A 25,990-nucleotide genomic window follows, 5' to 3' on the forward strand; every position below is an offset into this window, starting at 1 on the left:
GATATCCATGTCAGCTGCAGTCATTTCCGCTGTACTTCTAGCCGCGCTGTTACACGCAATCTGGAATGCCATGATCAAAGTGAGCGGCGATCGCCTGGTGATTATGGCGGTTACCGCCTTCGCCACCGCTCTGCTGGCGCTGCCCTTCGTATTGCTTTTGCCGGCGCCGGCACCGGCCAGCTGGCCGTTGCTGTTCTTATCCATGTGCATCCATACCACCTACATGTCGCTACTGGTGCGTGCCTACGGGCACGGTGAGTTTGTGCAGATCTACCCGCTGGCCCGAGGGTCGGCCCCGTTGTTGACCGCCCTGCTTGGCTTTCTGCTGCTGCAGGAAACACTGTCTCCCAACGAGTTGGCCGGTATGCTGTTGATCGTACTCAGCATTCTGGGCTTCGCGGGCGAACGCATCGGCGGCATACGTCAACTCAACGGCAGTGCACTGACCTATTCCCTGCTGACGGGACTGTGCATTTCAGCTTACTCCCTGGTCGACGGGCAGGGTGCCCGGCTGGCGGCCAACAGCCACGCGTATACCGCGTGGATGTTTTTATTGCACGGCGCGCTGTTCCCCCTGTTAGCCATGAGCCGGCGGCAGGGCGAATTTTTCAGCAGTGCCCGCAAGGTCTGGAAACCCGGGCTGGCGGTAGCGATCATTTCGGCGCTGGCTTATTGGATTGTCATCTGGGCATTCAGCCAGGAGCGCATCGCACCCGTCGCCGTGCTGCGGGAAACCAGTGTTGCGTTCGCGGCACTGATCTCTGCGCTGCTGATCAAAGAGAGACTGACTCCGGTCCGTGGGCTGCTGATCCTGTTGATTATTGCTGGTATAGTCCTACTGAGCAGTTGAGGAGACACTGATTAATTGCCGCAGGGCATGACGGTAACTGATCCGAATCTTCTTAGTCGGGCATGAAACGTAACAGGCATCTGGAGCCAGAGCGAAAGCTGGAGCGAGGTAAATCGATGGAGAAAAATAAGATCAGGAACAGGGCCGTTATCGTTGTGGCATTGCTGGCCATCGCCTATGTGGCCCAGGTGGTCTATTTCGAAGCCCGGCTGGGCTACAACCAGCCGGAAAATCAATCAACCATTGTGGTCGCCACTTTCGACGAGGAGCAGAATCGTCACGAACGGGTCGTGCGGCTGGTGGAAATTGACGGCAGTGCCTATGTGGCCGCCAATCACTGGCCAAGAGCCTGGTACCGGCAGGCTCTGGAAAATCCGCGCATCGAAGTAAAGATGGACAACGAGTTCGAGCCCTACATCGCTGTGCCGCTGGAAGGCGCCGAAGAGGAACGTATCCGGGCTGTATACACGGTGAATCTGGAGTTCAGATTCCGCACCGGGTTTCCACCACGCTACTTCCTGCGCCTTGATCCGGCCTGATCAGCGTTGCCGGGCTGTCCCGCTGGAGTATTGAGGTAATAATAAAATGCCACTCGACCCCCAGGCACAGGCTCTGCTGGACAAAGTTGAACAGTCCGGCATTCTCCCTTACGAGAGAATGACGCCGGAACTGGCCCGCAAGTTTTACCAGAAGGCCTGCGAAGCAGGTGGCGGTTCGCCCCCGGAAGTCTACTGCGTAGAGGACATGGCTATCCCGGGCCCAGCGGGCGATCTGAACTTGCGCTGCTATCGCGCCAGCACGGCAGGTAACCTGCCGGTATTGCTGTTCTTTCATGGCGGGGGGTTCACAATCGGTTCTTTGCAGAGCCATGACGCCGTGTGCCGCTATCTCTGCGCCGAAGCCCAGTGCCTGGTTCTGTCACTGGATTATCGTCTCGCCCCGGAACACAAATTCCCCGCGGCAGTGGAAGATGCCTGGGCGGCGACCTGCTGGCTTGCCGAGCATGCGGTGCAGCTGGGCGCTGATCCGACCCGTATCGCGGTGGCGGGAGACAGCGCCGGCGGCAACCTGGCCGCGGTTACCTGCCTGATGGCAAGGGAAGCCGGCCAGCCTGGTATTTGTTATCAGGTTCTAATCTATCCCGGTACCGATATGACTGAGTCGTTAGCTTCGCACCGGGATTACGGTGAGGGCTATCTGCTGACCAGCAGCCTGATCAGCTGGTTTCATCAGAACTACCTGCCTCAGGGCATCGACCTGAAAACCTGGCAGGGATCGCCTCTCCACGCCAGTGATCACCGTGACCTTCCCCCGGCGCATGTCATCACCGCCGGCTTCGACCCGCTGCAGGACGAGGGGCGGGCCTACGCCGAAAAACTCAAAGCCGCCGGAGTCCCGGTCAGTTTCCATCACTACGAGGGTATGCTCCACGGCTTTGTTACCCAACCCGGTTATATGGAGCAGGCCCGAGCCGCACTGGCAGAGTGCGGACTGAAACTGAAGCAGGCTTTCAGCGACTGATCCAGCTCACTGAGTCGGGAGGTGCCCGGTTTTTACCAGGATAAGGGCCCCTTCTGTTCGGGTATAAGGCTGATGCCGGCTTAGATGGGGACTGCGAATCCAGCTGCCTGCCGGGTAGGCACCCTGTTCATCGTGAAAGACGCCTTCCAGGACAAAAATTTCTTCGCCTCCAAAATGAGTGTGGGCATTGAATTGGGTATCAGGCTGCCACTTCACCAGGGCTACATTCTCACTATGATGACTATGCAGAGGCATAACAGAGAGCCCTTCGACCAGTCCCGGAAACCAGGGCTGGACGGTAGTGTCGATCGCTTTCTGTTCACAATCGTCGGTGCAGAACTGGTGTAACTTTACCAGGATAAGCGCACCGCCAGCTCCCACCCTGGGGCTATGGGCGGTGCCAATGGGATTGCGCAGGTAAAACCCCGCCGGGTAGTTCCCGTGTTCATCACCGAACTCGCCTTCCAGAACGTAAATCTCTTCACCACCGTCATGTCGATGGGCGGGGAACTCACTGTCTGGCGCATAGCGAACCAGTGAAGTTGCCCTCGCCACCTCATCCCCGATTCGATCCAGCATCATGCGCCGCACCCCAGGCACCGGTGCATCGACCCAGTGGTAATCTGGTGGCCTGATGACCACCCGCTGGGTAAAGTCATGGTTGAATCTCAACAAGCTGGGCTCCGATGGCGTGAAACGTGCTTTCCTGGATGACCGAGCACCACAGGGTGTTGCTTCCTGTTCTTGAATAGAAGGATACTGAAGTTAAGGACCTGTTTACACTGATTTGATTGTCACTGTGTGACTAAAAAATACGCCGATCTAGGCGCGACGAGCGTGATTTGGTGGCTCCAAAAGAGCGACGAACATCGACAAGCGGCGCTTTTTCAGCCGCAACCCGAAGGGGTGGGGTCTTTCTTGCCTCCAGCGGCAATAATCAGATCAGTGTGAACAGGCCCTGATAGCCAAAAAAAAAGCCGCCTGCGATTCCCAGCAGGCGGCTTTCAGACTCAGAGAGGTCTGCCTAGAAATACCACATCAGGCGGCCATAAAAGTTGCGACCAATGCCCGGCATCCTGTCGCGCAGGGCGATATCCGGATTAAAGGCGCGGTTGTATCCCGCCAGGTGGTCTTCGTATTCCTCATCCAGCAGGTTCTCAATACCCACACCGATTTCCAGGTCTGGCGACAGGTTGATTCGTGCCGTCAGATTGAAAATAGTGTAGCCATCGGTTTCCCGCTCAATATTCGTCTCGGAGATACGATCCTGGTCCGCATAAATCACCGATTCCAGCGAACCCATCCAGTTGCTGCCCCGGTAATCCAGCGCCAGCACCATATTGTCCGGCGCGATCCGGTACAGGTTGTCGTTGATATCATCGCGCTCACCTCTGACAACACTGGCGATTGCCCGCAGCGTAAACTGCTCGCTAAGAGCAAAATCCGATTCCAGGTCAAACCCATAGAAGGTGGCATCCACATTGGTGAAGGTAAGCGGGTCCGGCAGCCCCATACCCATGTTGGACATCATCAGTGCAAAGTTGTTGACCAGCATGTCGGTGGAAGGCGTACCCTGGATGTAATCTGAAACCTCCCGGTAAAAAATCCGCGGGTAGATGTTGTAGCGGCCAGACTCCCGATCGAAACCGAACTCAATTTCGTGTGAGACTTCCGGGTCCAGGTCAGGATTGCCTACATAAGTCTTGCCGTCAGCCAGACCGCCGGTGGCTTCCAGGGGCAACCACAGGTAACGTTCCTGATAGGAAGGGGAGCGGGTTTTGCGTGCTGCACCGGCATACCAGGTGGTGTCATAACCGGCCTCAATACTGAAACGGAAGAACCAGTCCAGATTGGTGTCCGACTGATCAAGGTCACTGTTGTTAAAGCGATCTGCCAGTTGGGAAGCCATTCGGTTCATCATGACCGGCATCCCTGCAGGCATGTTCATGGGATTGAGATTGGCCGACACCAGCTCGGAATCCATTTCCACCTGGTTCACCCGCACACCGGCATCCAGTCCGGTGGCGTCGGAGAGAGAAATATTGCGCTCCACGAATACCCCCAGCACATCCCGGTTGGTATCGTTAAAATTAGAAATATAGAAAGATGGCGCATTGGGATTGGTGATCAACGATCGATGTTCTGAAAGAAACCCATCGAAACCGTACAACCAGCTGCCGTTATCGACGAACTGCTCCATCTCGACACCGAAGCCATAATTTTCGCTGACTGCCCAGTTACGACGGAAGCGCATAGCGCCAGTTGTCATCATATTATCCTGAGGCGGACGACGCAGGTGGTAGTTGCTCATCCAGTGCTCGTTATCACTCACTGACAGGCGGGCCCTGATGACTGTGTCGGTGCCGTCCCAGGTATAGCGGGTTCGGAACAGGTCGCTGTCTACAGACAGAATGTCCATGGGCAACGCCGCGGTGCCGGCGTCCTTGGTATTGTTGCGGGCAAAATCGAGACTGAACTCGTGGTCACCCGAGCGAAAGCTGTAGCCCAGGTCATAACGTTCCCGTTCGTATTCGGACGGCGTAATTTCACCGCCGGGAAACTCCAGGTCGTCGGCCTGTTCCTGCATGACGAAAGTGCGAAAGATATGGTTACGATTGGCCAGGGAAAAGAACCCGCTGCCAACCGCCCCGTCGTTGACCGACTGGGCACCGAAGTAAGTACGGCCGCTGAACTCGAGATCATCAGTAGCGCCAAATTCACCGGTGTAGGTCTGGGCCTCCACATAGCCGCCGATTGTTTCCTGCCCGGTACTGACCGGCGCGATTCCCCGGTTGATAGTCAACGACTCGAGTATCGCCACGGGCGCATAATGTAACGGCGAATCCATGGCATTGGGGCCGGCACCATTGATCTGGGCGCCGTTGACAGAGACCTTGATACGATCACCGAACATTCCCCGATACTGGGCAATGCCGGTCAGTTCACCATTCTTGTTGATATTGGCACCCGGCATCTTGCGCAGCAATTGGGCTGTATCCGGTGGCGCCACCAGGGTGTCTTCGGTCCTGACAGTATGCGTGTCACGCACACCTACAACGGTGATTTCCTGGACCCGCTGGGCATCCTGTGCAAGCACCGCGTTGCTCAACAAAATACAGAAAGGTAAGGATCTTACTGCAAACTTTTTCATTATCTGGCCTCAAACTTCTTTGCCTGAATGTGTGGGGTACAGGCTAGGGGGCAATAGTCTAAAGAAAATGACAGGACTTGCCCTGCGACATGATGTCGCAGCCGGGCCTTTTTCGCCCCCAAACCGGACAAAAGTTGATATAAATCAAAGGATTTTAGTGCGTGCGGTGCGGTCTCAGGGAGAAAAGAGACTGAGCCGAAAGATTCCAGAGGCTCTTGTGGAATGACGCTTTACAGCGACCAGACGCCTGATCGGCCGCCACAAAAAAACCCGCGAACAGCGCTGCTCGCGGGTTTTTGCTGTCTTCGCTGGCTGCGTCAGTTGTTAGTGAGCAGCTGCTGACGTGCTACCGCCACCAGGCAATGCCATGGCAGTCAGGGTGGAACCGGTCTGCAGGATAATGTACTGCCGACCTTCGTGCACCCAGGAACTCATACCGTAACCACTGCGGGCTGGCGCCTCAATCTCGCCGACGATGGCGCCGGTTGCCTTGTCGATAGCCCACAGGGTAGGCGTGCCGTCGCTGGCCGCATCGGAATACACCAGCAGGTTTTCGGTCACCACCATCGGTACCAGCGCGCCGGTACCGGTGTTGCCAACTTCATCCAGATCCACGCCAGCCTGCTGCAGCACATTCTTGTAGCGATCGGGCGTTTCGCCGGTGGGGATCTCCCACAGGTGGTCACCGGTATTCATGTCGATGGCCACGATCTTGCTGTACGGCGGCTTGACGATCGGCAGACCGCTGGGATGGCGCGGTGGTCGTGCCGTGGCGCCACGGGCCGAATTCGCATAGCGGGAGAATGTCACACCGGTGGTTTCGGGGAACAACAGATCCGACTCTTCACCAGGCATAACCCGCAGGGCGAAACAGGAGTTGTGGGTGGCCACAAACATAACCCCGGTAGTGGGATCAGCCGCTGACGGCCCGTTGATGTTGGCGCCACCGGCACCGCCCGGGCAGTTCATGGTGGCGAATTTGCCCAGATTGTTGGTATCGTGAATCGGCGGCGTGAACAGCGGCCCCATCAGATATTCTTCCATGACCTCCAGGGCCTGGGCCCGCATCTCGGGCGTGAAGTCGATCAGATCGTCCTCACTGATTCCCTGCATTTCAAACGGTGCCGGCCGGGTCGGGAACGGCTGAGTGGCGGACAATTGTTCGCCAGGTACAATCGACTGCGGTACGGGACGCTCTTCGATCGGCCACAGCGGTTCGCCAGTGAGCCGGTTGAAGGCGTAGACAAAACCCTGCTTGGTCGCCTGGGCGACTGCAGGAACCGGGCCTGTGCCGGGCAGATTCACATCCAGCAGGATCGGTGCCGTGGGCGTGTCGTAGTTCCAGATATCGTGGTGGACGAACTGGAAGTGCCAGGCCCGCTCGCCGGTGCGAACATCGAGAGCGATCAGGCTGGTACCGTAAAGGTTGTCACCAGGTCGGAAACCACCGTAGTAATCGATAGTCGCGCCATTAGTGGGAATGTAGACCAGGTTGTTTTCCGGGTCCGCGGACAGCGGCGCCCAGGATGAAACGTCGCCGGTCCACTGCCAGGCGTCATTTTCCCAGGTCTCGTGCCCGTACTCACCCGGACGCGGAATCACGTTGAACTTCCACTTGAAAGCCCCGGTCTTGGCGTCATAAGCAAGAATATCTCCGGGTACGTTCTCAACCCGGGACTGGTGGTAGCCCTGCTCGGCGGAGTTACCCACAACGATAGTGTCATTTACCACGATAGGCGGTGAAGAAGAGGTGATGTATCCAACTTCCAGGGGGATCCCTTCATAAGGATCGTAAGGATGGCCCAGGTCGGCCAGCAGATCCACTACCCCGGTCTTCGGGAAGCCGTCGATTGGCACCGGCCGGCCGAAGCCTTCCAGGGGGGCGCCGGTCTTGGCATCCAGAGCAGTCAGGAAAAAGCCCGGCGAGATGATGTAGACAACACCGCGGCCATCGACGTAACCAAAGCCCACGCCCTTGCCGTAATCAGCACGCATGGAATATTCGGAACGCCCTGTCCTGGGCTCCCGGTAGGACCAGACGGTTTCACCGGTTTTCGGATCGATGGCAATCACATGGCGCAGAGTACCTGCAACAGTATAGAGCAGGCCATCGATGTAAGAGGGCGTCGAACGCCCGCTGATCGCACCAAAGCTGGCGCCGTCCCATTCCCAGGCGACTTCCAGATCCTCGAAATTGTCAGCCGAGATCTGGTCCGCGGGGCTGAAACGCGTGTGGGCAAAGTCGCCGCCCAGGGTAAACCACTCGACACTGTCCTGCGCCGAAACCGTGGCCGCCAGGGGCAACAGCAGCAACGCCATCAGGCATCTCTTAATTAACGGGTGTTGCATAACCACTCCTTTTCACAATACACACACTGAATTCACTCTATCTGCACTTTATCTGCACTTTGACGAGCTTCCATTCGAACGGGAGGCCGAACTGGCCAATGGCACAAGCTGTGCGCCTGGGCCGGCTGGTCCGCTTCCCCGCCTTCGCTCGGGCTATTCTACCGCGATCCGGGCAGCCCAACTATCGAGAGACAATCAGATTATCCGGTCTCACCGTGCATTGGCAGCATACCTGGGGGCCTGGCGGACTCAGGAAGACGCTACGCCGGCAGGAGCCCGCCTCGCTGCGAAACCCTGAGCCCTCCAGCCTCCTAGCGCGCCGACCAGGGCTGCTCGATCAACAACTCAGGCCCGGCACCCGGTTTCGGGACCCACTTCTGCAAGCGGCCGTACTGATTATCCCCGCCGAACAGATTGCCGTCCGGCCCGATGCTGAAGGTGTGCACTTCGATGTAGCCGTCCGGCAATTCCCGTGGCACCAGCCAGGTGTATTTGAGATTGCCGTCGAAGTCGTAGTTGACGAAGCGCAGTGGCCCCAGGTCGGTAATCCAGAAATCATTCTCGTTGACGATAACATCCAGCGGCAGAGTCAACCCGTCGATGCGGCGCTCAAAGTTGTACTCCATGGGATTGCTGGTATAACGCCAGATATTGACCCCACCACCAGCCCGGTCGAGAACAATGATCCGGTTATCGGGGCCCACGGCCACGGCGTGAATGGTGTTGGTGCCGCCCGGGCCGGTACCGAAGCTGCCGAATTCGGTCAGGTAATTCATGTCGTTGTCGAACACCATGATCCGGTTGTTATCCAGACCGTCGGCAATCAGGATCCGCCCATCAGGCAGAAATGCCACGTCCTGGGGCCGGCCGAAATGGCTTTCATCGTTGCCCGGCACGCCCTTCTCGCCGTAGGTGGCAAGCACCTCGCTGCCGTCGTTGGCAATCACATAGATCTGGTGAAACGTTTCGTTGACCAGCCAGAGACGACGCTCGGGGTCATAGGGGCTGATGCGCAGCCGGTGTGGTCCGGGGCCGTCGGAGCCCTCACACAGATAGTCCAGGTGGTCCCAAAGCTCCAGCACCTCGCCATCGGCATTCAGCGTGTACAGGCAGTTACGCCACACGCGCCGATTGGTATCGGTCAGCACATTGAGGCCCATGTCGCCGGCAAAACCAAGGAAATCGTCAGGAATAGGATACGGCAGTACCGTTTCGCCCCGCTGGGCCAGGAAAATTCTGTCTTCAGACTCTGCCCAGACACCAGAGGCACCGCCAAAAGCATAACCTTCCTCGGCAAACGGCTGATGCCACAGCGACACCACTTCGTAAGGGCTCGGGCCGATGGGCTCACGGGCGTTGCCAGGCTGGGCCAGGGTCTGGCCGCTCAACAGTGCGGTCCCGAGCACAAGCCCGAGTGTATTCAGTTTCACGCGCATCATAGTATTCTCTCTCTTCTGCACCAAAAGCAGTGCTTTCACTTCTTTATGACCAGCCAGCACTGACGTACCCGTGCCTTACGGTATCCGCACACTACCGGCCCATGGGCTGGGTAGCGCTCTTTTTTGAGTCTTTCTTTTCAGTCTTCCTTATCGGTCTTTCTGTTCAGCCTTTCTGGTTAGTTCCGGCCTGTAGTCTTTGCCTTTTGCTCGTTGCTGCACTCTTCATTCGTTCCTGACCTGTACCCCGGCGGCGCTGCGGCTGCTAGCGGGGCACGTACTGAGGACGCACGATCAGTGCCGGATCGGCATCCGGGCGCGGCACCAGTTTCTGCGGTCGGCCCAGCTGGTTATCGGTTCCATAGAGATTGCCGTCCTCGTCCACGGCCAGAGAATGCATCTCGATCCAGCGATCCGGGCCTTCGGAGGGGAGGTTCCAGGTGTAACGCCGTGACCCGTCCAGATTGAACTGGACGATTTTAACCGGGTTGAGATCGGTCACCCAGGCAGAGTCTTCACTGACCGTGATATCCAGCGGCATGCCGAGACCACCCCAGGTGGTTTCGTATTCGTAATTCGGGTAGGCCGCCGAACCGGGGGCCGCTGTCTGCTGGAAGACCTTGATATCCAGGTTATCCCTGTCCAGCACATAGAGGCGATCATCGGGGCCCAGGGCCATTGAATGAACACTGCCAAACTGATGAGGCTGGTCACCGGCCTCGCCAAATTCGCCCAGGTAGCTGCCATCTGCATCCCGGATAACCACCCGCTTGTTACCCAGGCCGTCCGCGATCAGGAACTTGCCGTCCGGCAGAAACACCACATCCTGCGGGAGGTTGTAGTGGGTTTCATCATTACCGGGGCGGTTTTTCTCGCCCAGCGTCATCAGCAGCTGGCTACCGTCGTTAGACAGCACGTAGATAATGTGGCCGGTTTCGTCAATCAACCACAGGCGGTTTTCCGGATCATAAGGGCTCATGCGGATCCGATGCGGGCCAGGGCCGTCGGTCCCGGCGAACAGGTGGTCCCACTGATCCCAGACTTCCAGCACATTGCCTTCGCTGTCGATTATGTAAATGCAATTCTGCCAGACCCGTCCGCGGCCGCGCAGCACGTTCCAGCCCAGAGAACCGGCAAAGTTGGTGTACTCCGCCGGCAAGGGATCCGGCAGCTCGGTTTCACCACGCTGGAGCACAAAAATACGATCAGGCGACTGCACGACAATCCCCGAGGTGCCACCCCAGGTGAATCCCTCGCCGGCAAACGGCTGCATCCAGGATTCGGTAGTGAACTCGTAGGGACTGGGGCCGGTCGGGCCGGGAATACCGCCCGGTTGCGAAAGAGAGGGGGCGGCGCAAAGGGCTGCAATCACCAGGGCTGAAGCCCTGAGTAGGTTAGGTACTGGCCTGATCACGTTAAAACTCCAATTAAATGAGATCGATTAAGATAAACAAGGCCAGTGTATTGAAAATACCCTGGCCTTGGTTCTGACCTGCGAATAGCGAATAGCGGGATCAGTCGGTCACCGTCACATAAATATTCCGGTAGGTGAACATGGACCCGTCACTGGCGATGCCCCGCAGCACGTACTCACCCGGCTGATTGAAAGTAGCCTTGGAGATCCAGCGGTTGTCTGCCGGCACTTCCGGGATAATAAACGGCGGAGACCAGGGCGAATTGGCCCACACCCGGGTGTCGGTATAGGTCTTGAACTGGGCTGGATCAAATTCCACCAGTTGCGCCGGACCGCGGTAAACCGTCCAGGAAAAACGCAGGCCCGGACCTGACATGGCTACGATAGAAGCCGGCGGGGAGTAAACCTGCTCCGGCGTTCTGGGTAACGGGCGGTTGACGCGGGGTGGAAAGTTATCCGGATCCTGGGCAATAGCCGCCAGGTCCAGAGGCTGCCCGACCCGCACCGTGCGGTAGGACTCTCCCTCCACCCGAAGCTGGGGCGCGATATTCGCCCGCAGCCTGTCATCGAGGGATCCGAACCAGCCTCCCACCTCGGTGGAAATCACCTGGGGATCGATGCGGTAATCAGCCTTCAGGGTTCCGAAGGCGCGGGCCGTGTGGCCGTGGGTAGTCAGTGTCCAGACCACTTCGCGATTGCCGAAGTCCTCGGGGACATCGATGGTGAAAAGAAACGGATTGCGGCGCGGATAAAAGTGGGTTGGCTGCCCCATATCCGCGTTGGCAAAGTCGTAAGCTTCCTTCTCCAGGTCATCCAGTTCGCCGGCGTCGACAATATTAAAATAGTTGTCGGGCCCGACCGGAATATCGAAGTGCTCCTCCCAGTTGGAATTCTGGTAACCGAAGAACAGTGTATAACCCCCCTCCTCCTCATTGGGCCACCAGCCCTCGTAGGCCGGGGAGGTTATTTCACCGCTCAATACCATCATGCGGGTCTGGGCAAAGCCCTGGGACCCCGTCCATGCCAACGACACCAGGGTGAGTGTCGCCAGCAACCGCTTTGTACTGCCTAATCTACTGCTTTTCATTGTTATTGTTTTCCTGACTTAGTCGTTCCCTTGTGCCACTGTGGAAGATACGGTTTCCGGTGCCCAGCACAGGGGGCAACCGATGTCGTAATCGTTCCGGTCTTTCATCAGAGCCCGTCGCTCAGCCATCTCGGCCTGAAACTGTTCCTCGGTCAGACTGACGGAATAGCCCAGGTCAATGTACATATTGGTGACAGAACGGCGCCCGGCTCCGGACCAGTTACGTGGATCCGCCAGGTTGGGGTTGCTGGGGGTCGTGTCCATGTAGGCGATAGTGTGCAGGATGGTGCCCTTGGGCAGCAGCGGCGCCTTATCGTCTTCGTACACGTACTGCTTCACCCAGTTATGGTCGTAGCCCACACAATTAAGCGTGAAGATATTGTGCCCCCAGATTGCCTCCATGCACATGCGCACACCGGGCGCATGCAGATGCGGTTCGAAGGCCATGACCTTGGTATGTTCCTTCAGCACCACGTAGTTGTGTACTTCCTGGCCTGGCCGGTTGGGCAGAATATCCAGGTCGATGCCGTTACCGGTACGTGGGCCGCGACGGGTGTACTGGGGTTCGTAGCCGCGGGGAAAAAAGGTGAAGCCGAATTCCAGGTGGCCGGTTGTATCACGACCATTGGAATGCATGTGGGCCGCTTCCAGGTGCAGGGCAGAGTTGGCCTGCAACAGGCGACCGGCCTTCTCCGAGAAGATATCCGCGTTGCGACCGATTTCGTGAATCGGCCAGCTGACCTGGGTCTCCGGGTCGATCGCGGTACCGTCTTCGTTCAGCACACCACTCATATAGGTCATATGGTGGAATACATAGCGACCACCTACGGTCTTGGTGTCGTCTTCAACCGGGATGTTGTTCACTTCCCGTACTTCGACCGACTTGACGTAACGGTCTTCGGTGAGGCCGGTCGGCACCAGACCGATATCGCCCCACCAGTCAGGGCCCACCGCGGGTCGCGACATGTCCTGGCTGCGCAACACCAGGTCCGGTTCGCCCAGCGCCCAGCCCACACCGTCATTCCAGACCAGTGGCTCCGGCGCATTGGCCGGGTTGCCCCGTGGCGCCCCATTCTGGGTCCAGGCCTGAATCATGGCCAGTTCCAGGTCCGACAGGGAATAGTCATCCTTGAAGCCGTCAATACCGATGTCTTTTTCCACGTAGAAAGGCGGCATCGCCCCCATGCGGTCGCGGATCGCGGTCTTGTACATGATCACCGGCGCCCAGGGCTGGACCTGGTCGTAGGTCTGCAGCGCCATCGGGCCACCACCACCGGGGCGGTGGCAGCTTTCACAGCTGCGCTGCAGGATCGGCGCGATATGATCCGAAAAAGTGACGCTGGCGGGATCGATTCCCCAATCCGCAATGTCGTAGTAATGTGGTTGGTGTTCGGCCAGCACGGCATTGTGAGCCTGACCTAGAACCATCAGGGGGGCAAACAAGGCTGGAACGGCGAGAAGGTATTTGGCACGCATCTCAGACTCCCTTTTATTATCCGGGCAGGATTCCGTGTGAAATCTGCCTGTTGTAGATTGAGGACACAGTGTTTTCGGGGTAAGCCCGTCTTAACCAGACCCGTCCCAGAGCAAGGAAAGACAGGGGCCGACCGGCTTTTTTAATTTTCCGGCTGTTGAGGATAAGAGCTTTCAGCGCCAAAGTCCAAAATTTTAACCCCGAAAAACACCGCGTTTGTGGCAGTTTGACCAATTCTGCTGCCGGGCAGTCCACGGCATTCTTTGCCGGGACCGCGTAACAAGTCTGTTCGGGACTTGCTACAATCCAGAGCGTTTGCAAGCGCTCGCCTCTGAGGATGGCAGAACCGCAGATTCTGCAGTCACCCTCAGGCCGAAGCCCTTTGACCCAGGCTCTGGCAATAGAATAAAAACTTACAACAGGAGTGGAGCATGAAAAACCGAGCAATCCCCTTGCTGACCGGGCTGATATTGATCACGTCCGCACTCGCACCCTTGCCCGCAGCAGCACAGTCAGCAGAACCCCGACTGAACCGGCTCATTGAGCTTTTCGAGGCCGACCAGCCGGCATTCGGCCTGCTGTCGTTCGATTATTCACTCAACAATGCGCGCTCCCTCGCCTCGTCGGGGCTGGATTTCATCCTCATTGATATGGAACACGCCCCGTTTGACGTGGAACGGCTGCGTGAGTTTCTGCTGGGTATGACCGACAAACGGGCGATCCTGGAAAAAGGCAGTTTACAACCGGACGTGGTACCCCTGGTGCGCATTCCTGCCACGGGCGGTGCCGACGAGCTGGTCGCCCAGGCCAAACAGGTGCTGGACGTAGGCGCTTTCGGCATCATGTATCCCGCCATCAACAACCGCGCCGAAGCGGAGCTGGCCGTACGGGCGACCCGGTATCCGCAGCTCAATGGTGCGGCGGATTTCGAACCTCCCGGACTGCGTGGCAGAAACCCGTCGAATGCCGTCTGGTACTGGGGCATTCGTGATTACCATGCCCGGGCCGATGTCTGGCCACTGGATGAGCAGGGGGAGCTGCTGGCGGTTCTATTCATCGAGTCACCGGAAGGCGTGGCGAATATCGAAGAGATCATCACCGTGCCAGGTGTAGGCGGCATCTTTATCGGCCCTTCGGATCTCAGCACTTCCATGGGTTACGCCAGCCCCGCTGCCGCCGAAGTGGAGCAGGCTATTCAGACAGTCCTGAGTGCCTGCCTGACCCATGACGTGCCCTGCGCCATCACCACCGGTGCCGGCTCGGTCCAGCAGCGAATCGAGCAGGGCTTCCGCTTCGTCACCGTGGGCCTGGACGGCGGCCTGTCCCGTTCAGCCAGCGATGCCCTGCGCCTCGGCCGGGAAGCGGCCGGGCGGGATTGACGGCGGCACGAAAGTAGTAACGCAGCGAGGGCCGGAGCCAGCGGGTTCCTCAGCCGGACCTGTCCCTAGCCTTCGATCTAGACGGTAATGCCGGTCTCACGGTCAAGCTGCTGGCGACGGTGCTGGGCGCCGAAAGTGCCGCGGATATGACGCTGCTGGGCATCGGCATTGATATCTTCGACAACGCGGGACTCAGTTACGCGCAGGTAACGGACGTCGCACTGGACGTGGTGCTACAGTCTGGCCGCAGTAACGAGACAGTAGTAAACCTGATCTGGGACAACCTGGTGGTTGGCCCCATCCCCCAGGACCTGCTGAACCAGTTGACTGGAGATCTGGCACGTGGCGCCTTTTCCCAGGTTGAGCTGGCGGTGGTAGCATCCGAACTGGTGCAGGAGCTTGGTGTTGTCGACCTGGACCAGCTGACACTGGTGGGCGTAGAGTATACGCCAGTCGCCTGACAGCCGGCGCCATGACTTGATTGCTCAGCTTGCTGGCAGAACAGAAAGTACAGGCGTAACCCTGGCGTCAATTTACGGTAAGATTGACCCACCAATTGCAATCGATACGGGCGAATCATTTGAGCCGGGGTAATCAATAGATGGGGTCAATTGAACATGCAATTGCACACCCAGATTAGCAGCCACTGGTTTTATCCTGCCTCTATCGCCTGGCTGGGGCTGAACTACATACTCAGCAAAGGCGTCGATAGCAGCCCGTTGTGGCTGTTGATTGTTGGCGTCGCCAATGCCGGACTGCCAGTGCTGGCCTATGGGTTATATCGAATCACCATAAATCGCGTTCATGGCCTCAGCGCATTCCGGCAGAAGGGCATTCTGTACAGCGTTCTGAATGGCCGAGTCATGATCGGACTGCTGTGGATTTTTTACAGCATTGCCTTCGGCTTTATTACCCTGCTCTGGTTTTCCACGTTCACCACGGTTGAGTGGGTGTTTGCCTTGTTGGCCATACCGGCCGTGTTATTGAGTTTCCGACAGTTGCAACAGCTCGCTGCCGAGGAGTTCCGCCCCTATATCGTCACCCATCGGGCCTTGCAGTTGACCAGCTGGATACTGCCCCCGGTACTGACGCTGGCTTACCTGATTACGCTGGCACTATTGAATCCTGTAGAGCCTGAACAGGAAACAATGTCGTCAATGCTGGGCTTCGTTGCGGCTACGCCCTTCAGTGATCAGGCCAGCCTGCTGGCCCAGCTCGCCCAGCGTTGGGCGAACTATTACCACCAGCTGCGGGTCTATGCTTTCAGCCAGCTGAGTGGGGATTCTCTCTGGGCGTCGCTGATCGTCGCTGTATCCAGCCTGGCCATGTTCTTTAATCTGAACCTCTCTCTGTCCGCCTTTCTTGTGCCGCCACGTGAATACCGACGTGTAATCAATCCATTGGAAGACAGGGATGTCCCGGCACCGCTTTCGATGTCAGCATCAGCACGTGCCACAGCCGTCTTCGTGGTGCTGTTCTTTTTCGTCTTCACCCGCCTGCTGGTGAGTGTGGAACAGGCCCTGCAATCGATTCCTGCGCTGCCGGAGACGGTCATGGCAGCAGAACAGCAGGCCATCAGGAATGTTGAGCAGATCGAAGAACGCTATTTCGAAGTTGGCACTATCGCCGCCATTGAAAGCGCGCGTCTGGATCTGGACCTGGCTTTGGAACAATCCAGGCTGCAGGTTGCGCAATTGGCACAGGAGGGGTTCGCGGGTCTGCGGGACAATGTCGAAGTTTACCTCGATCATTACTACAGCCTCCCCGCCGAGTACCTGCGCCTGGGCGCCATGCTCACCAGCAACCTGGAACAGAAACTTCACGACGACCTCAATACCTACCTGGCGGCCGGTGATCCGTTTTCCGCTTACCAGCAGGCGGTAGACCGGTTGCTGGCAACAAACACCCGGTTGCGTGACGAATACCAGGCCAGCGTGGATCAATTACTCGCGGCCAACAGGGTTGAAGTATCGGACGCCAGCATCCGTGTGATAGACAACCGCGCCTTGGACGGCCTGGCGTTGTCCGGCGTGCCAGACATCACCTTACTGCCCGACAACGGCGCCGATGTGCGCGCAGGGGCCGGTGCAATCAGTGCGGTGATCGCCTCTACCGTCGTTGCCAAACTCACAGCCAAGGGCTCGTTGAAGCTGGCCGTGCAGGCCATGACCAAAGCGGCCTTCACCAAGGCTTCGTCAGGTGCCGCTGGAGCTGCCGCTGGAGGAGCAATCGGTTCCGTTGTGCCAGGTGCCGGAACAGTGGCCGGGGCTGCAGTTGGTGCCCTGGTCGGCATCATTGTGGGCGTCAGCGTCGACGCGCTGCTGCTGAAAGTCGAAGAGTCCCTTAACCGAGATGAGTTCCGCACTCAGATACTGGCGGAGATAGACAGCGAAGAGACACGACTATTGCAGCGTCTGGCGCATACTGCACAGTAAAGCAGATTTCACCGGACTTATCGGCAATACCAAAGCTAGCTCGAAACCGGGGCGACTCTTGAAAACAAGTTGAGTACTGCAAATTGGAGCGACAACTGATTTCCTTATCAGTACTCCAGATCACCTGAACCAATCTGCTTCCGGGTAGCAAGCTCGATTCGTGGCCAACATTTCATCTGCAAACGCATCGCTGACAATAGCGCCCGCGTGCAGCGCACTTGAATAGCCCTTTGGTCAAGCACTGATTCGCCCTGTAGCGCCCCCTGTATTCCGCGGTCATATCCCTTCAAGCGGGCTGTTCGTGCCGGCATAGTGCCGGCCAAGCACATGCGTGTAAATTTGAGTAGTGGATACGTCATTATGCCCAAGCAATTCCTGAACGGTCCGCAGATCGGCCCCGTTCGACAGCATGTGGGTCGCAAAAGAATGTCTGAAGGTATGAGCAGTTACCCGCTTCTTTGTTAATCCCGCCGCCCTCACCGCTTCAGCTAAGAATTTCCTTACAACCGAGGGATGTAGGTGATGTCGACAAACCTCGCCTGTTACCGGGTGATGACAAAGCTTGCTGGAAGGGAAGACGTAGGCCCAGGCATCGCTTTTGAAGGCATTTGGATATTTTCGAGTCAACCCAGGAGCCATTGAACATCCCACCCCTTGCTTGTTGTCTTTACGCTGTATGGCGATGGCGCTGGCTATCTGCTCTTCCAACACACTCTTTAGCCTCGGACTCAACAAGGTCTGACGGTCCTTCCGCCCTTTGCCGTCATGGACAGTGAGTGCAAAGCGATCCGTATCAATATCCTGCACACGAAGACGTAAGCACTCGCCCACTCTCAGCCCACTTCCATATAGCAATTGAAGTATTAATTTATTCCGGCCACTCAACTTTGCGAGAAGCGACCGGACTTCCTCTACGGTAAGAACCGTGGGAAGGGTCCTTTGTTTACTTGCCAGCCTGAATCCCAGCTCGCCCATTTCACGCTTGAGGTGCTTTTCAAAAAGGAAGGCCAGCGCATTAAGAGCGGTCTTCTGCGTATTAACGCTAACCCGGCGCTCTATCGCCAGGTAGGTGAGGTAGGCGCTAATTTGAGACATAGGTACAGTTGCCGGATGCTGATTGCCGGTGAAATGGATAAACCGTCGAATCCACAACAGGTAAGTTTTCTCCGTAGACATACTGTAGCCGCGCATGCGGATATTGGAACGTAAATCCTCAATAAACTGACTGGCCATGATGAATGCACTCTGATACCTGATTGAACTCACCTTAAAAGGTAGTAAATACCGGGTGTGATTGCGTATTAATAAGGGAAAACGAGAATTTGGCTCACTACCCATCAGTAAATTCTGTAAATGTCGATACAAATCAGATAGGTGGGCCGGGGAACAGACCGGATACTGGGAAACTCGCTTCTGTGAATAGCGAGGGGCACGATACCGGCAATACGCAGGACCAGCGATATTTCAGGCACCCAGAGAAGTGAATTTTCTATTCTCTGTTTGTGATGAATCGATTGGAAGGTACACTTAAACTCAGCTCGAGGTAAATATCGAGCGGGCCTCATATACAAATGTTATCTGTACTAAGTGCAATGATTAGAGATCGCGAAGGAACAGAAGTACGAGTGGGGACCTTTGTAAAGGTCCTGAGCATCGACAGTGAGCTTTTATCCAAGATGGAACACGAAGAGAGGACTCTCGTAGAGTCAATGCTCGGAGGCGTTTTTGAAGTATACGAGATTGATACCCAAAACCAAGCATGGGTAGAAAAATGGTGGCATGAAGACAAATCTAATTCCATAAGTCATAGTCTTGGACTTAGATCAACTGAAATGCTTGTCGTTGAGAGCGGCAGATAACAATCAAATCAACAAGGACGCGCTAAAGCGCGCCCTATTATTACGGGCGTTAGGCAGCAAGATTAGGCATTGATGAAGACGACCAGATATTTTGAGAGCATCAAACTCAGGCCTGATAGAGCTCAGATTAGAGACGAGTGGATCCAGCGTGTAATAGACCACCCAGAACAAACTAACACCCAGGCTGACGGCAGAATAAGGCTTTGGGCTAAAGTCCCAGAAATGGATAATCGATATTTGAGGGTCATCCTTTTAGAAGATGGCGAGACAGTTCATAATGCATTTTTCGATCGGAGGTTCGTCCCATGAAAGTTTGCTATTTTGATGATACAGACACACTTTATATCGAACTCAAAGATGATGAAGTGTCTGAAACTAAAGACCTCGATGAAAATACAATTCTGGACCTAGACGCTCATGGAAATATTGTAGGTATAACTATGGAGCATGCTAGCACTCGCACCGATGTCAGTAGCCTCCAGTTATCGGGCATAGCTGCCTAACAATCAAAACCAAATAGGACGCCGGCAAAGCCGGCGCCTTTGTTTAAGGGCGTTAGTGAGCGATATCTAATTCGGTGCAAACTTGAAGAAAATGGGTTTTGTAGCAGCGGGGATAGTTGCCGTAGTTATTCTAGATAGAGTAATAGCAGCATTCATAAATCCCGATGGTTATGCTCTCTATTCAGCAGATCCTACTAGCATGGAAAAGCTTGAAGAAATAGTTAGCGACAGAGGAATTGAATATTACTTTGAAGAACATGTGAACCGAGAGATTCATCTTCACATGGATGAAATTACAAAATCCGAGTTTGCTGAAATTAGCTGTGAGTGGCAAATGTGGAACAATCAGCGTAGCCAGGAGCGTGGCATAGTTGCTAGTACTCCTTCGCGTTGTGCTCACTAACAATAAAATCAAAAAGGAAGCCGCAAGCGGCTCCTATTATTAGGGGCGTTATGTGCACTACACTCAGAGACATAATTAGGCCACACGAATTTTTATGAAACTAAACCTTAAACAGTATCTCGAAATTCTTGGCGGCTTTGCGATAGTAGCTTCACTAATATTCGTTGCACTGGAATTACGCCAGAATACACAAGCTACACTCTCAGCTTCGTATCAAGCTACAACTGACGCGCTCAATGAAATAAATCTTGTTGCTGCTACTGATCCAGAGCTAATCAGGCTCTTTGGGGCACGGCCAGGTTCGTTTTATGATCTCTCCGCTGAAGACAAAGTCCGATGGGGGCAGTTTCTACTGGCATTAACAAGAGTTAGGGAAACGCTGTACTATCAGCAAGGCGTTGGTACTACAGCAATGCAATCATGGCTTCGAGAGGAAGAATCGCTTCGAAATAACATGCGTAGCCAACTAAATCGAGAGTGGTGGGAATTTGCGAAATCTATTTTCGGCTTCGCTCCAGAATTTCGTGATTACGTTGACAGTGTTGTCGCTGAGTACGAAGCAGCTAATGGCACATAACCAACAAATCAATCAAGGACTCAGCACTGCGTGCTGAGCCCATTATCCAAGGCGTTATGCATATAGCCTATGAGTAGCGTCACGTTAGATGAAGTAATTGATTTTGCTGAGACCGAGCTGGGGAAACTTGGAACGCCTATATCCGGTGACACCGCTCTAGCTCACGACTTTGCTATTAGCGGTCTTGATGGGAAAGAGTTTATGGAGTCATTTGCTGCTAATTACCATGTTTCGCTGGAAGATTTCGATTGGATTGATTATTTCGGTGCCGAAGGGGTTGGGTTTTTCGCACCATTTGGCTTACTAATTTATTTATACCAACGCTATGTAGTGAAAATCCCCGCAAGGGATCTTGTAGAGCTACCTGAAATTACGCTAGATCATTTAGTTTTGTGCGCAAATCGTGGCAAATGGGAGGCTCCGAAAATGCATAACAATCGGCTCAAGACAGGACGGGGCACTGCGCGCCCCGCCCCTTAGCATGGGCGTTGAGGCTGTAGAAAAACCCCTATACCGTTCGTTCTGATATATAATGTAGCCCTCACAGACAAAGAGGCTTTTCTGTTGCCTAACTTCAAACATTACGATTACAACCAGTCTTCTATGGTTGTCATCAACTACGAAGACCAGCTCCAGCCCGGTACTTTCGAGCACACCATCCACCACCTGATCGATAACAAGCTGGACCTGTCCGTTTTTCATCCCAACTACCGCAATGATGACAATGGCCGCCCGGCCTACGACCCGGCGATTCTGCTGAAGATCATCCTCTTCGCCTACTCCAAGGGCATTACTTCCAGCCGCGAGATACAGTGGTGCTGCGAGACCAACATCCTGTTCAAGGCTCTGTCCTGCGACAGCGTGCCCCACTTCACCACCATCGCGCATTTTGTCAGTACCCATACCGATGAGATCGAAGCCCTGTTCGAACAGATTCTGCTGGTCTGCCACCAACAGGGGCTGCTGGGCAATGAACTGTTTGCCATCGACGGCTGCAAGATGCCCTCCAATGCCGCCAAGGAGTGGTCCGGCACATTCAAGGAACTTGAGGAGAAGCGTGACAAGATCCGGCGTCGCATCCGCCATCAGTTAACCGAGCACCGGCGCCTGGACAAGCAGGATCCGGACAACCAGGCCCGGGTTGAGCGTTCGAAACAGACCCTGGAAACGCTCGATAAGGCCTGCGACCGCATCGACCGCTTCCTAAAGCAGGCGGCCCCAAGGATGGGACAAGGTCGCCGGCGCAAGGAAGTGAAGAGTAATATCACCGACAATGAAAGTGCCAAGATGACCACCAGCAAGGGCACGATCCAGGGGTATAACGGGGTTGCAACGGTCGACGGCAAGCATCAGGTCATTGTGGACGCCCAGGCTTTTGGGGAAGGCCAGGAACACCATACCCTACAACCGGTTATCGAGGCAGTCCGGGGACGCCTCAAGAAACTCAAGATCAACAGGAACCTCAGCAAGACCGGCACGGTAATCACTGCTGATACTGGCTTTGCCAATGAAGCCAACATGAAATACCTGAAGGATAACGGCCTCAATGCCTATATCCCGGACAACCAGTTCCGCAGCCGCGATCCCCGCTTTGCGGATCACAAAAACAAGTACGGCAAGAAGCCGGCAGTAACCGGCAAGCCCTGGGGCGGAGACAAGAAGAAGGCCGTTATCCCCGGCAGTGAGTTTACCTTTGATGCCAAGGCGCTGGTCTGCATCTGCCCCCAGGGAGAGACGCTCAGCTATAACGGAACCCGCACCAATGCCCAGGGTGACAAAGTGGCTTACTTCGAGGGACGCTTATTACAATGCCGACACTGTCCGAGGAAGAAGGCTTGTATGCACAACCCGGAATCCGCTGACCACCGAAAGGGGCATGGCAGGCAGGTGTCCTTTGTCCTAAAGCAAGCCGGCAAGCGGGAGTCCAGCACCCCGTATACCGACTGGATGAAGGCCAGGGTTGATAGTGAGCAAGGTAAGGAAATTTATGGGCACCGGATGTCGGTGGTGGAGCCGGTGTTTGGTAATATCGGAACCAACAAGGGTTTGAATCGGATCAGTCTGCGAGGCAAACGCAAGGCGCAGGGGCAATGGCGCTTGTATTGCATGGTTCACAATATTGAGAAGTTGATGAATTACGGGAAGCTGGCGGCATCACCGTGAGAGGATGAGCGAATATCTGATCGATCTGGGTAAATTCAGATGGAAACGTCAAATACAAACGAATCGATAAATGGTCATGGGTAGAGAGACAATAATATCAGCTTGGGAAGGCCTGACTTGTCAGTCGGTTTTTCTACAGCCTCGTTATGTGCACGGAATCGTAGGCTTCGAGAATATGCAGTGGAAAGGTAGTTTAGTATGAACTTAGAGAAACTCGACCGTATTTTTTCAATCTCGTCAAGCTTAGGAGTGCTCATAGGGATTATCTTTCTTATAGTAGAGATTAGTCAGAACACACAAGCGATAGAAACGGAAGTTGCATGGGCTAGAGCAAACATGATGGTTGATCTAAACACCCATCTTTCTGAAAACGATGATATGTCAGATATTGCTGCGAAGTTTGGGCGGATGCCACGAAGTGAGATTGAACAAGCTCGCCGTACAGATACTGCGGACTGGATAAGCTACTCCACATATTGGGGAGCAAGAAGAATCTACTGGGAAGCAAGATATATAACACAATCCACACCTGAAGATAGAGAACGACTAAGGGTGTTAATAGCCAACACACTTGATTTTCCTGGAAGAAGGTTTGTATTAGAGAACATTGATTTTGCTACTCTTGACCCTGAGTTTGGAAAATTCTATCAGGAAATCTTGGATACTACAGATTAGACTAAAGCTAAACGTTATATATGTATGCTTCGAAGAGCATTGTGGAAACGAAGGCACATAACAATCAAATCAAAAAGGAATGGTGCTGCGCACCATCCTATTATTAAGGGCTACATGGCCCCCCCCCAAGTGTCAAGCGCTGATGGTATTAGACCTTAAGGTATAGACTGCAGCTCTACATTCGGCCTTCTGATGAGTTGTTCTGTCAACTCGGGCCCAGATGAATATTCGCTAGTGAAATCGGCCTCATTCGTTAGACGATCTTGCTGATCACCCGTAATACCAGGCTCTGATTTCCTCGGTCTGACCTGTTTGTCATCTACCGCCTTCGCAGGACTCGGTGGGTATCACTTGTAAATTCTTACTAGTTAAATTGTGTTCAATACAGTGCGTTAAATTTACTCGTCGTTCACACAGGCATCGTTCGATAGCTTTCCTGCTTCATCATCAAGGTCCATATTAACCTCGCATTTCTGGCCGCCAACGCGACCACTGCCCGCAAGTAGCCTCGGCGAGCAATCAGGTCCCTCAGCCAGCAGCTGACCCTGTCTTGTTTATCTCTCAAATTGGCCACCACTGCTCTAGCACCGTGTACCAGACAAGTGCGCAAATATTGGTCCCCTTTCTTCGTAATACGGCCCAGTTTGATCTTACCCCCTGTCGTGTATTGCCTGGGAACCAGTCCTAACCACGCTGCAAACTGCCGACTATTCTTGAACATCTTTGGGTTGGGTACGCTGGCCACTACGCCGCTAGCCGTCTGTTCTCCTATGCCAGGGATTGTCATTATTAGCCTGGCAATTGGGTGTTCTTTCACCAGCAATGCAAGTTCTCGATCATAGTCTTGAATCTGATCACTGGCCTGTTTGATACGCTGCCATAGATTGGCAATAACCCGCCTCGCAGTCATCGGCAAGCTATTCTCAGCATCTTCCAATATGCCCACTATCGCCTGCTGAGCCGGATAACGGCCTTTGGGCATCACAATGCCAAACTCACTCAGCAGGCCTCGAAGTTGGTTGATCATGCTAGTTCTGTCACGTACCAAGCCCTGGCGTACTCGATGTATACACAACACCGCCTGTTGATCCGGCGTCTTGATTGGGACAAACCAGATATTGGGCCGTAATACTGCTTCACAAATGGCCTCGGCATCGTTATTGTCATTCTTACTGCCCTTGCGGTATGGTTCAACAAACTTGGCCGCAATAAGGCCTACTCGGTGCCCGAGCTTAATGAACTCGCGGCCCCAGTAATGTGCGCCTGAGCAGGCCTCCATGCCAATGAAACAGGGTGGGCACTGAACGATGAAAGGCAATAGCTTGTTTCGCGATAACGACTTGCGTAGAACAACCTTACCCTGCTCGTTCATGCCGACGACACTGAAAGAATTTTTAGCCAAGTCTATACCGATGGTTGTAATATTCATTTGGGCTCCCCTTACTATTAAGTGTATTGGTAACACATTCACTTTGGCACATTGCGATGCCGCTAGGTAGGGGGAGTCCATTTCATTCGTTATGTGTACAAGCTCTGCATCGACTGCTAGATAGTGCTAATGGGATTACTAATTCATGAGTAAGCCAAGAGACGAAAAAACATCGCATTATGTAGGATTGGGCCTGGCCTTTGGTTCCGGAATTGGTGCTGGATTTGGCATCATTTTCGGCGAAGCAGTTTTTGGCAATCCCGGTACTGGACTGGCTTTGGGCACAGGAATGGGTGTCAGTATCGGTATCGTGCTTGGTGCAGCTTTAGACGCTCGCGAAAGAAGAAAGATGCCAACCAAATAGAGTGAAGATCTATTCGACACATAACAATCAAATCAAAAAGGACGCGCTACGCGCTCCTATTATTCAGAGCGTTAGCTGTACTTTAGAGATCGGTGATGGAAGAAACGACAGTAAAAGAGTTCCTTGAAACGACGCCACCTGGCAAAGAAGTTGTCATAAAGGAATTTACAAGTGTTAGCCAAAGAACTCACTATATATTGAGACCAGACCTGCATTTGCATTGTGGTACTAAACAGTGTGAAGGAATTCGATTCTATGAATCTAGAAAATCAAATTGGGTAAGTATAGAAAACTACAATAATGAATATCTCACCTATCTCTGTCGTAACTGCAAGAGATCATTAAAAACGTTCTCAATAAGAGCGAAATATGTAGTAGACGAGAAGAAATGGATTGTATCCAAATTTGGTGAAAAGCCCGCTTTCGGCCCTCCAACTCCAGCTAGAGCGTTTAATCTCATAGGAGGGGAACGGGATTTGTTTCTTCTTGGCAGACGAAATGAAAATCAAGGCATGGGAATTGGAGCATTTGTTTACTACCGGCGAGTGATTGAAAGTCAGAAGATACGAATCTTTGATGAACTGATTCGCGTGATCTCTAAGATTAGTCCAGAGGATCAAGTATTAGCAGAGCTGGAATTAGCCAAAAAAGAGACTCAATTTACTAAAGGAGTTGAAGCAATTAAGCACGCATTGCCGCAATCACTAAACATTAACGGATACAATCCTTTAACACTATTACACTCTGCCTTAAGTGAAGGAGTGCATGAACACAGTGACGAAGAATGTCTTGAATTAGCGAGCAGTGTAAGAACTGTGCTCTTTGAATTTGCAGAGAGACTGGGTCAAGCTCTCAAAGAAGAAGCTGAGCTGAATGCAGCAGTAAATCGGCTTGCTAATCAGCGAAAGGACAGCTAACAAA

Annotated in this window: 24 protein-coding genes; 15 read left to right on the top strand and 9 right to left on the bottom strand. The window is 54.4% G+C overall.

Features of this window, described 5'->3' with window-relative positions; translation table 11 throughout:
• Positions 1 to 7: 7 nt before the first annotated feature.
• The 3 genes from R3F50_04530 (at position 8) to R3F50_04540 (ending at position 2,371) form a co-directional block, all read left to right on the top strand.
• Complete coding sequence (locus R3F50_04530; GenBank protein MEZ5489571.1) at positions 8 to 850, top strand: EamA family transporter; 843 nt, start codon at positions 8 to 10, stop codon at positions 848 to 850.
• 116 nt (positions 851 to 966) lie between these two features.
• Complete coding sequence (locus R3F50_04535) at positions 967 to 1,389, top strand: hypothetical protein (GenBank protein MEZ5489572.1); 423 nt, start codon at positions 967 to 969, stop codon at positions 1,387 to 1,389.
• 46 nt (positions 1,390 to 1,435) lie between these two features.
• Positions 1,436 to 2,371 (top strand): alpha/beta hydrolase, encoded by a 936-nt coding sequence (locus R3F50_04540; protein MEZ5489573.1) that lies wholly within the window; start codon positions 1,436 to 1,438, stop codon positions 2,369 to 2,371.
• 6 nt (positions 2,372 to 2,377) lie between these two features.
• Here R3F50_04540 and R3F50_04545 read toward each other — a convergent pair whose 3' ends face one another.
• From R3F50_04545 to R3F50_04575, 7 genes are all read right to left on the bottom strand, one after another.
• On the bottom strand, positions 2,378 to 3,043 hold the full coding sequence (locus R3F50_04545; GenBank protein ID MEZ5489574.1) for a cupin domain-containing protein: 666 nt from the start codon (positions 3,041 to 3,043) through the stop codon (positions 2,378 to 2,380).
• Between the two features lie 352 nt (positions 3,044 to 3,395).
• Positions 3,396 to 5,522: a TonB-dependent receptor gene (locus R3F50_04550; GenBank protein MEZ5489575.1), complete on the bottom strand. Its 2,127-nt coding sequence runs from the start codon at positions 5,520 to 5,522 to the stop codon at positions 3,396 to 3,398.
• A gap of 324 nt (positions 5,523 to 5,846) precedes the next feature.
• Complete coding sequence (locus tag R3F50_04555; protein ID MEZ5489576.1) at positions 5,847 to 7,871, bottom strand: PQQ-binding-like beta-propeller repeat protein; 2,025 nt, start codon at positions 7,869 to 7,871, stop codon at positions 5,847 to 5,849.
• Positions 7,872 to 8,182: 311 nt separating this feature from the next.
• Positions 8,183 to 9,310, bottom strand: a complete 1,128-nt coding sequence (locus R3F50_04560) for a 6-bladed beta-propeller (protein ID MEZ5489577.1) — start codon at positions 9,308 to 9,310, stop codon at positions 8,183 to 8,185.
• A gap of 262 nt (positions 9,311 to 9,572) precedes the next feature.
• Complete coding sequence (locus tag R3F50_04565) at positions 9,573 to 10,721, bottom strand: hypothetical protein (protein ID MEZ5489578.1); 1,149 nt, start codon at positions 10,719 to 10,721, stop codon at positions 9,573 to 9,575.
• 100 nt (positions 10,722 to 10,821) lie between these two features.
• Positions 10,822 to 11,808, bottom strand: a complete 987-nt coding sequence (locus tag R3F50_04570) for a hypothetical protein (protein MEZ5489579.1) — start codon at positions 11,806 to 11,808, stop codon at positions 10,822 to 10,824.
• 18 nt (positions 11,809 to 11,826) lie between these two features.
• Positions 11,827 to 13,284 carry a cytochrome c gene (locus tag R3F50_04575; GenBank protein MEZ5489580.1) on the bottom strand — a complete coding sequence of 486 codons (1,458 nt, stop codon included), beginning with the start codon at positions 13,282 to 13,284 and terminating at the stop codon, positions 11,827 to 11,829.
• A 429-nt stretch (positions 13,285 to 13,713) separates the two neighbouring features.
• On the opposite strand from R3F50_04575, the gene R3F50_04580 reads away from it, so the two are divergent.
• From R3F50_04580 to R3F50_04590, 3 genes are all read left to right on the top strand, one after another.
• A complete protein-coding gene (locus tag R3F50_04580; GenBank protein MEZ5489581.1) occupies positions 13,714 to 14,661 on the top strand; it encodes an aldolase/citrate lyase family protein in 948 nt (315 codons plus the stop codon).
• 119 nt (positions 14,662 to 14,780) lie between these two features.
• Entirely contained in the window at positions 14,781 to 15,122 is a 342-nt protein-coding gene (locus tag R3F50_04585) for a hypothetical protein (GenBank protein MEZ5489582.1), read from the top strand.
• A gap of 156 nt (positions 15,123 to 15,278) precedes the next feature.
• A complete protein-coding gene (locus R3F50_04590) occupies positions 15,279 to 17,096 on the top strand; it encodes a hypothetical protein (GenBank protein ID MEZ5489583.1) in 1,818 nt (605 codons plus the stop codon).
• Between the two features lie 276 nt (positions 17,097 to 17,372).
• On the opposite strand, the gene R3F50_04595 is transcribed toward R3F50_04590, so the two are convergent.
• Positions 17,373 to 18,329: an integron integrase gene (locus R3F50_04595; GenBank protein ID MEZ5489584.1), complete on the bottom strand. Its 957-nt coding sequence runs from the start codon at positions 18,327 to 18,329 to the stop codon at positions 17,373 to 17,375.
• A 698-nt stretch (positions 18,330 to 19,027) separates the two neighbouring features.
• Here R3F50_04595 and R3F50_04600 point away from each other — a divergent pair.
• The 7 genes from R3F50_04600 (at position 19,028) to R3F50_04630 (ending at position 23,276) form a co-directional block, all read left to right on the top strand.
• Complete coding sequence (locus tag R3F50_04600) at positions 19,028 to 19,264, top strand: hypothetical protein (GenBank protein MEZ5489585.1); 237 nt, start codon at positions 19,028 to 19,030, stop codon at positions 19,262 to 19,264.
• Positions 19,261 to 19,458 carry a DUF2283 domain-containing protein gene (locus tag R3F50_04605; protein MEZ5489586.1) on the top strand — a complete coding sequence of 66 codons (198 nt, stop codon included), beginning with the start codon at positions 19,261 to 19,263 and terminating at the stop codon, positions 19,456 to 19,458. Before R3F50_04600 ends, R3F50_04605 begins: the two co-directional genes overlap by 4 nt.
• Positions 19,459 to 19,540: 82 nt before the next feature.
• On the top strand, positions 19,541 to 19,861 hold the full coding sequence (locus R3F50_04610; GenBank protein MEZ5489587.1) for a hypothetical protein: 321 nt from the start codon (positions 19,541 to 19,543) through the stop codon (positions 19,859 to 19,861).
• Positions 19,862 to 19,955: 94 nt separating this feature from the next.
• Positions 19,956 to 20,438 carry a hypothetical protein gene (locus tag R3F50_04615; protein MEZ5489588.1) on the top strand — a complete coding sequence of 161 codons (483 nt, stop codon included), beginning with the start codon at positions 19,956 to 19,958 and terminating at the stop codon, positions 20,436 to 20,438.
• A 69-nt stretch (positions 20,439 to 20,507) separates the two neighbouring features.
• The gene (locus R3F50_04620; GenBank protein MEZ5489589.1) at positions 20,508 to 20,918 is read left to right on the top strand and encodes a DUF1493 family protein; all 411 of its coding nucleotides are present in this window, start codon (positions 20,508 to 20,510) and stop codon (positions 20,916 to 20,918) included.
• Positions 20,919 to 21,002: 84 nt separating this feature from the next.
• Positions 21,003 to 22,601, top strand: a complete 1,599-nt coding sequence (locus R3F50_04625) for an IS1182 family transposase (GenBank protein ID MEZ5489590.1) — start codon at positions 21,003 to 21,005, stop codon at positions 22,599 to 22,601.
• 198 nt (positions 22,602 to 22,799) lie between these two features.
• The gene (locus tag R3F50_04630; protein MEZ5489591.1) at positions 22,800 to 23,276 is read left to right on the top strand and encodes a hypothetical protein; all 477 of its coding nucleotides are present in this window, start codon (positions 22,800 to 22,802) and stop codon (positions 23,274 to 23,276) included.
• Between the two features lie 409 nt (positions 23,277 to 23,685).
• Here the strand turns inward: R3F50_04630 and R3F50_04635 are convergent, their stop codons facing one another.
• A complete protein-coding gene (locus tag R3F50_04635; GenBank protein MEZ5489592.1) occupies positions 23,686 to 24,705 on the bottom strand; it encodes an IS110 family transposase in 1,020 nt (339 codons plus the stop codon).
• Positions 24,706 to 24,850: 145 nt separating this feature from the next.
• Between R3F50_04635 and R3F50_04640 the strand changes: the two genes are divergently transcribed.
• The gene (locus tag R3F50_04640) at positions 24,851 to 25,069 is read left to right on the top strand and encodes a hypothetical protein (GenBank protein MEZ5489593.1); all 219 of its coding nucleotides are present in this window, start codon (positions 24,851 to 24,853) and stop codon (positions 25,067 to 25,069) included.
• A 95-nt stretch (positions 25,070 to 25,164) separates the two neighbouring features.
• Positions 25,165 to 25,986, top strand: a complete 822-nt coding sequence (locus tag R3F50_04645) for a hypothetical protein (protein ID MEZ5489594.1) — start codon at positions 25,165 to 25,167, stop codon at positions 25,984 to 25,986.
• Positions 25,987 to 25,990: the final 4 nt, after the last annotated feature.

It is taken from the genome of Gammaproteobacteria bacterium (assembly GCA_041395725.1).
Classification (GTDB): Bacteria; Pseudomonadota; Gammaproteobacteria; order Pseudomonadales; family Pseudohongiellaceae; genus NORP240.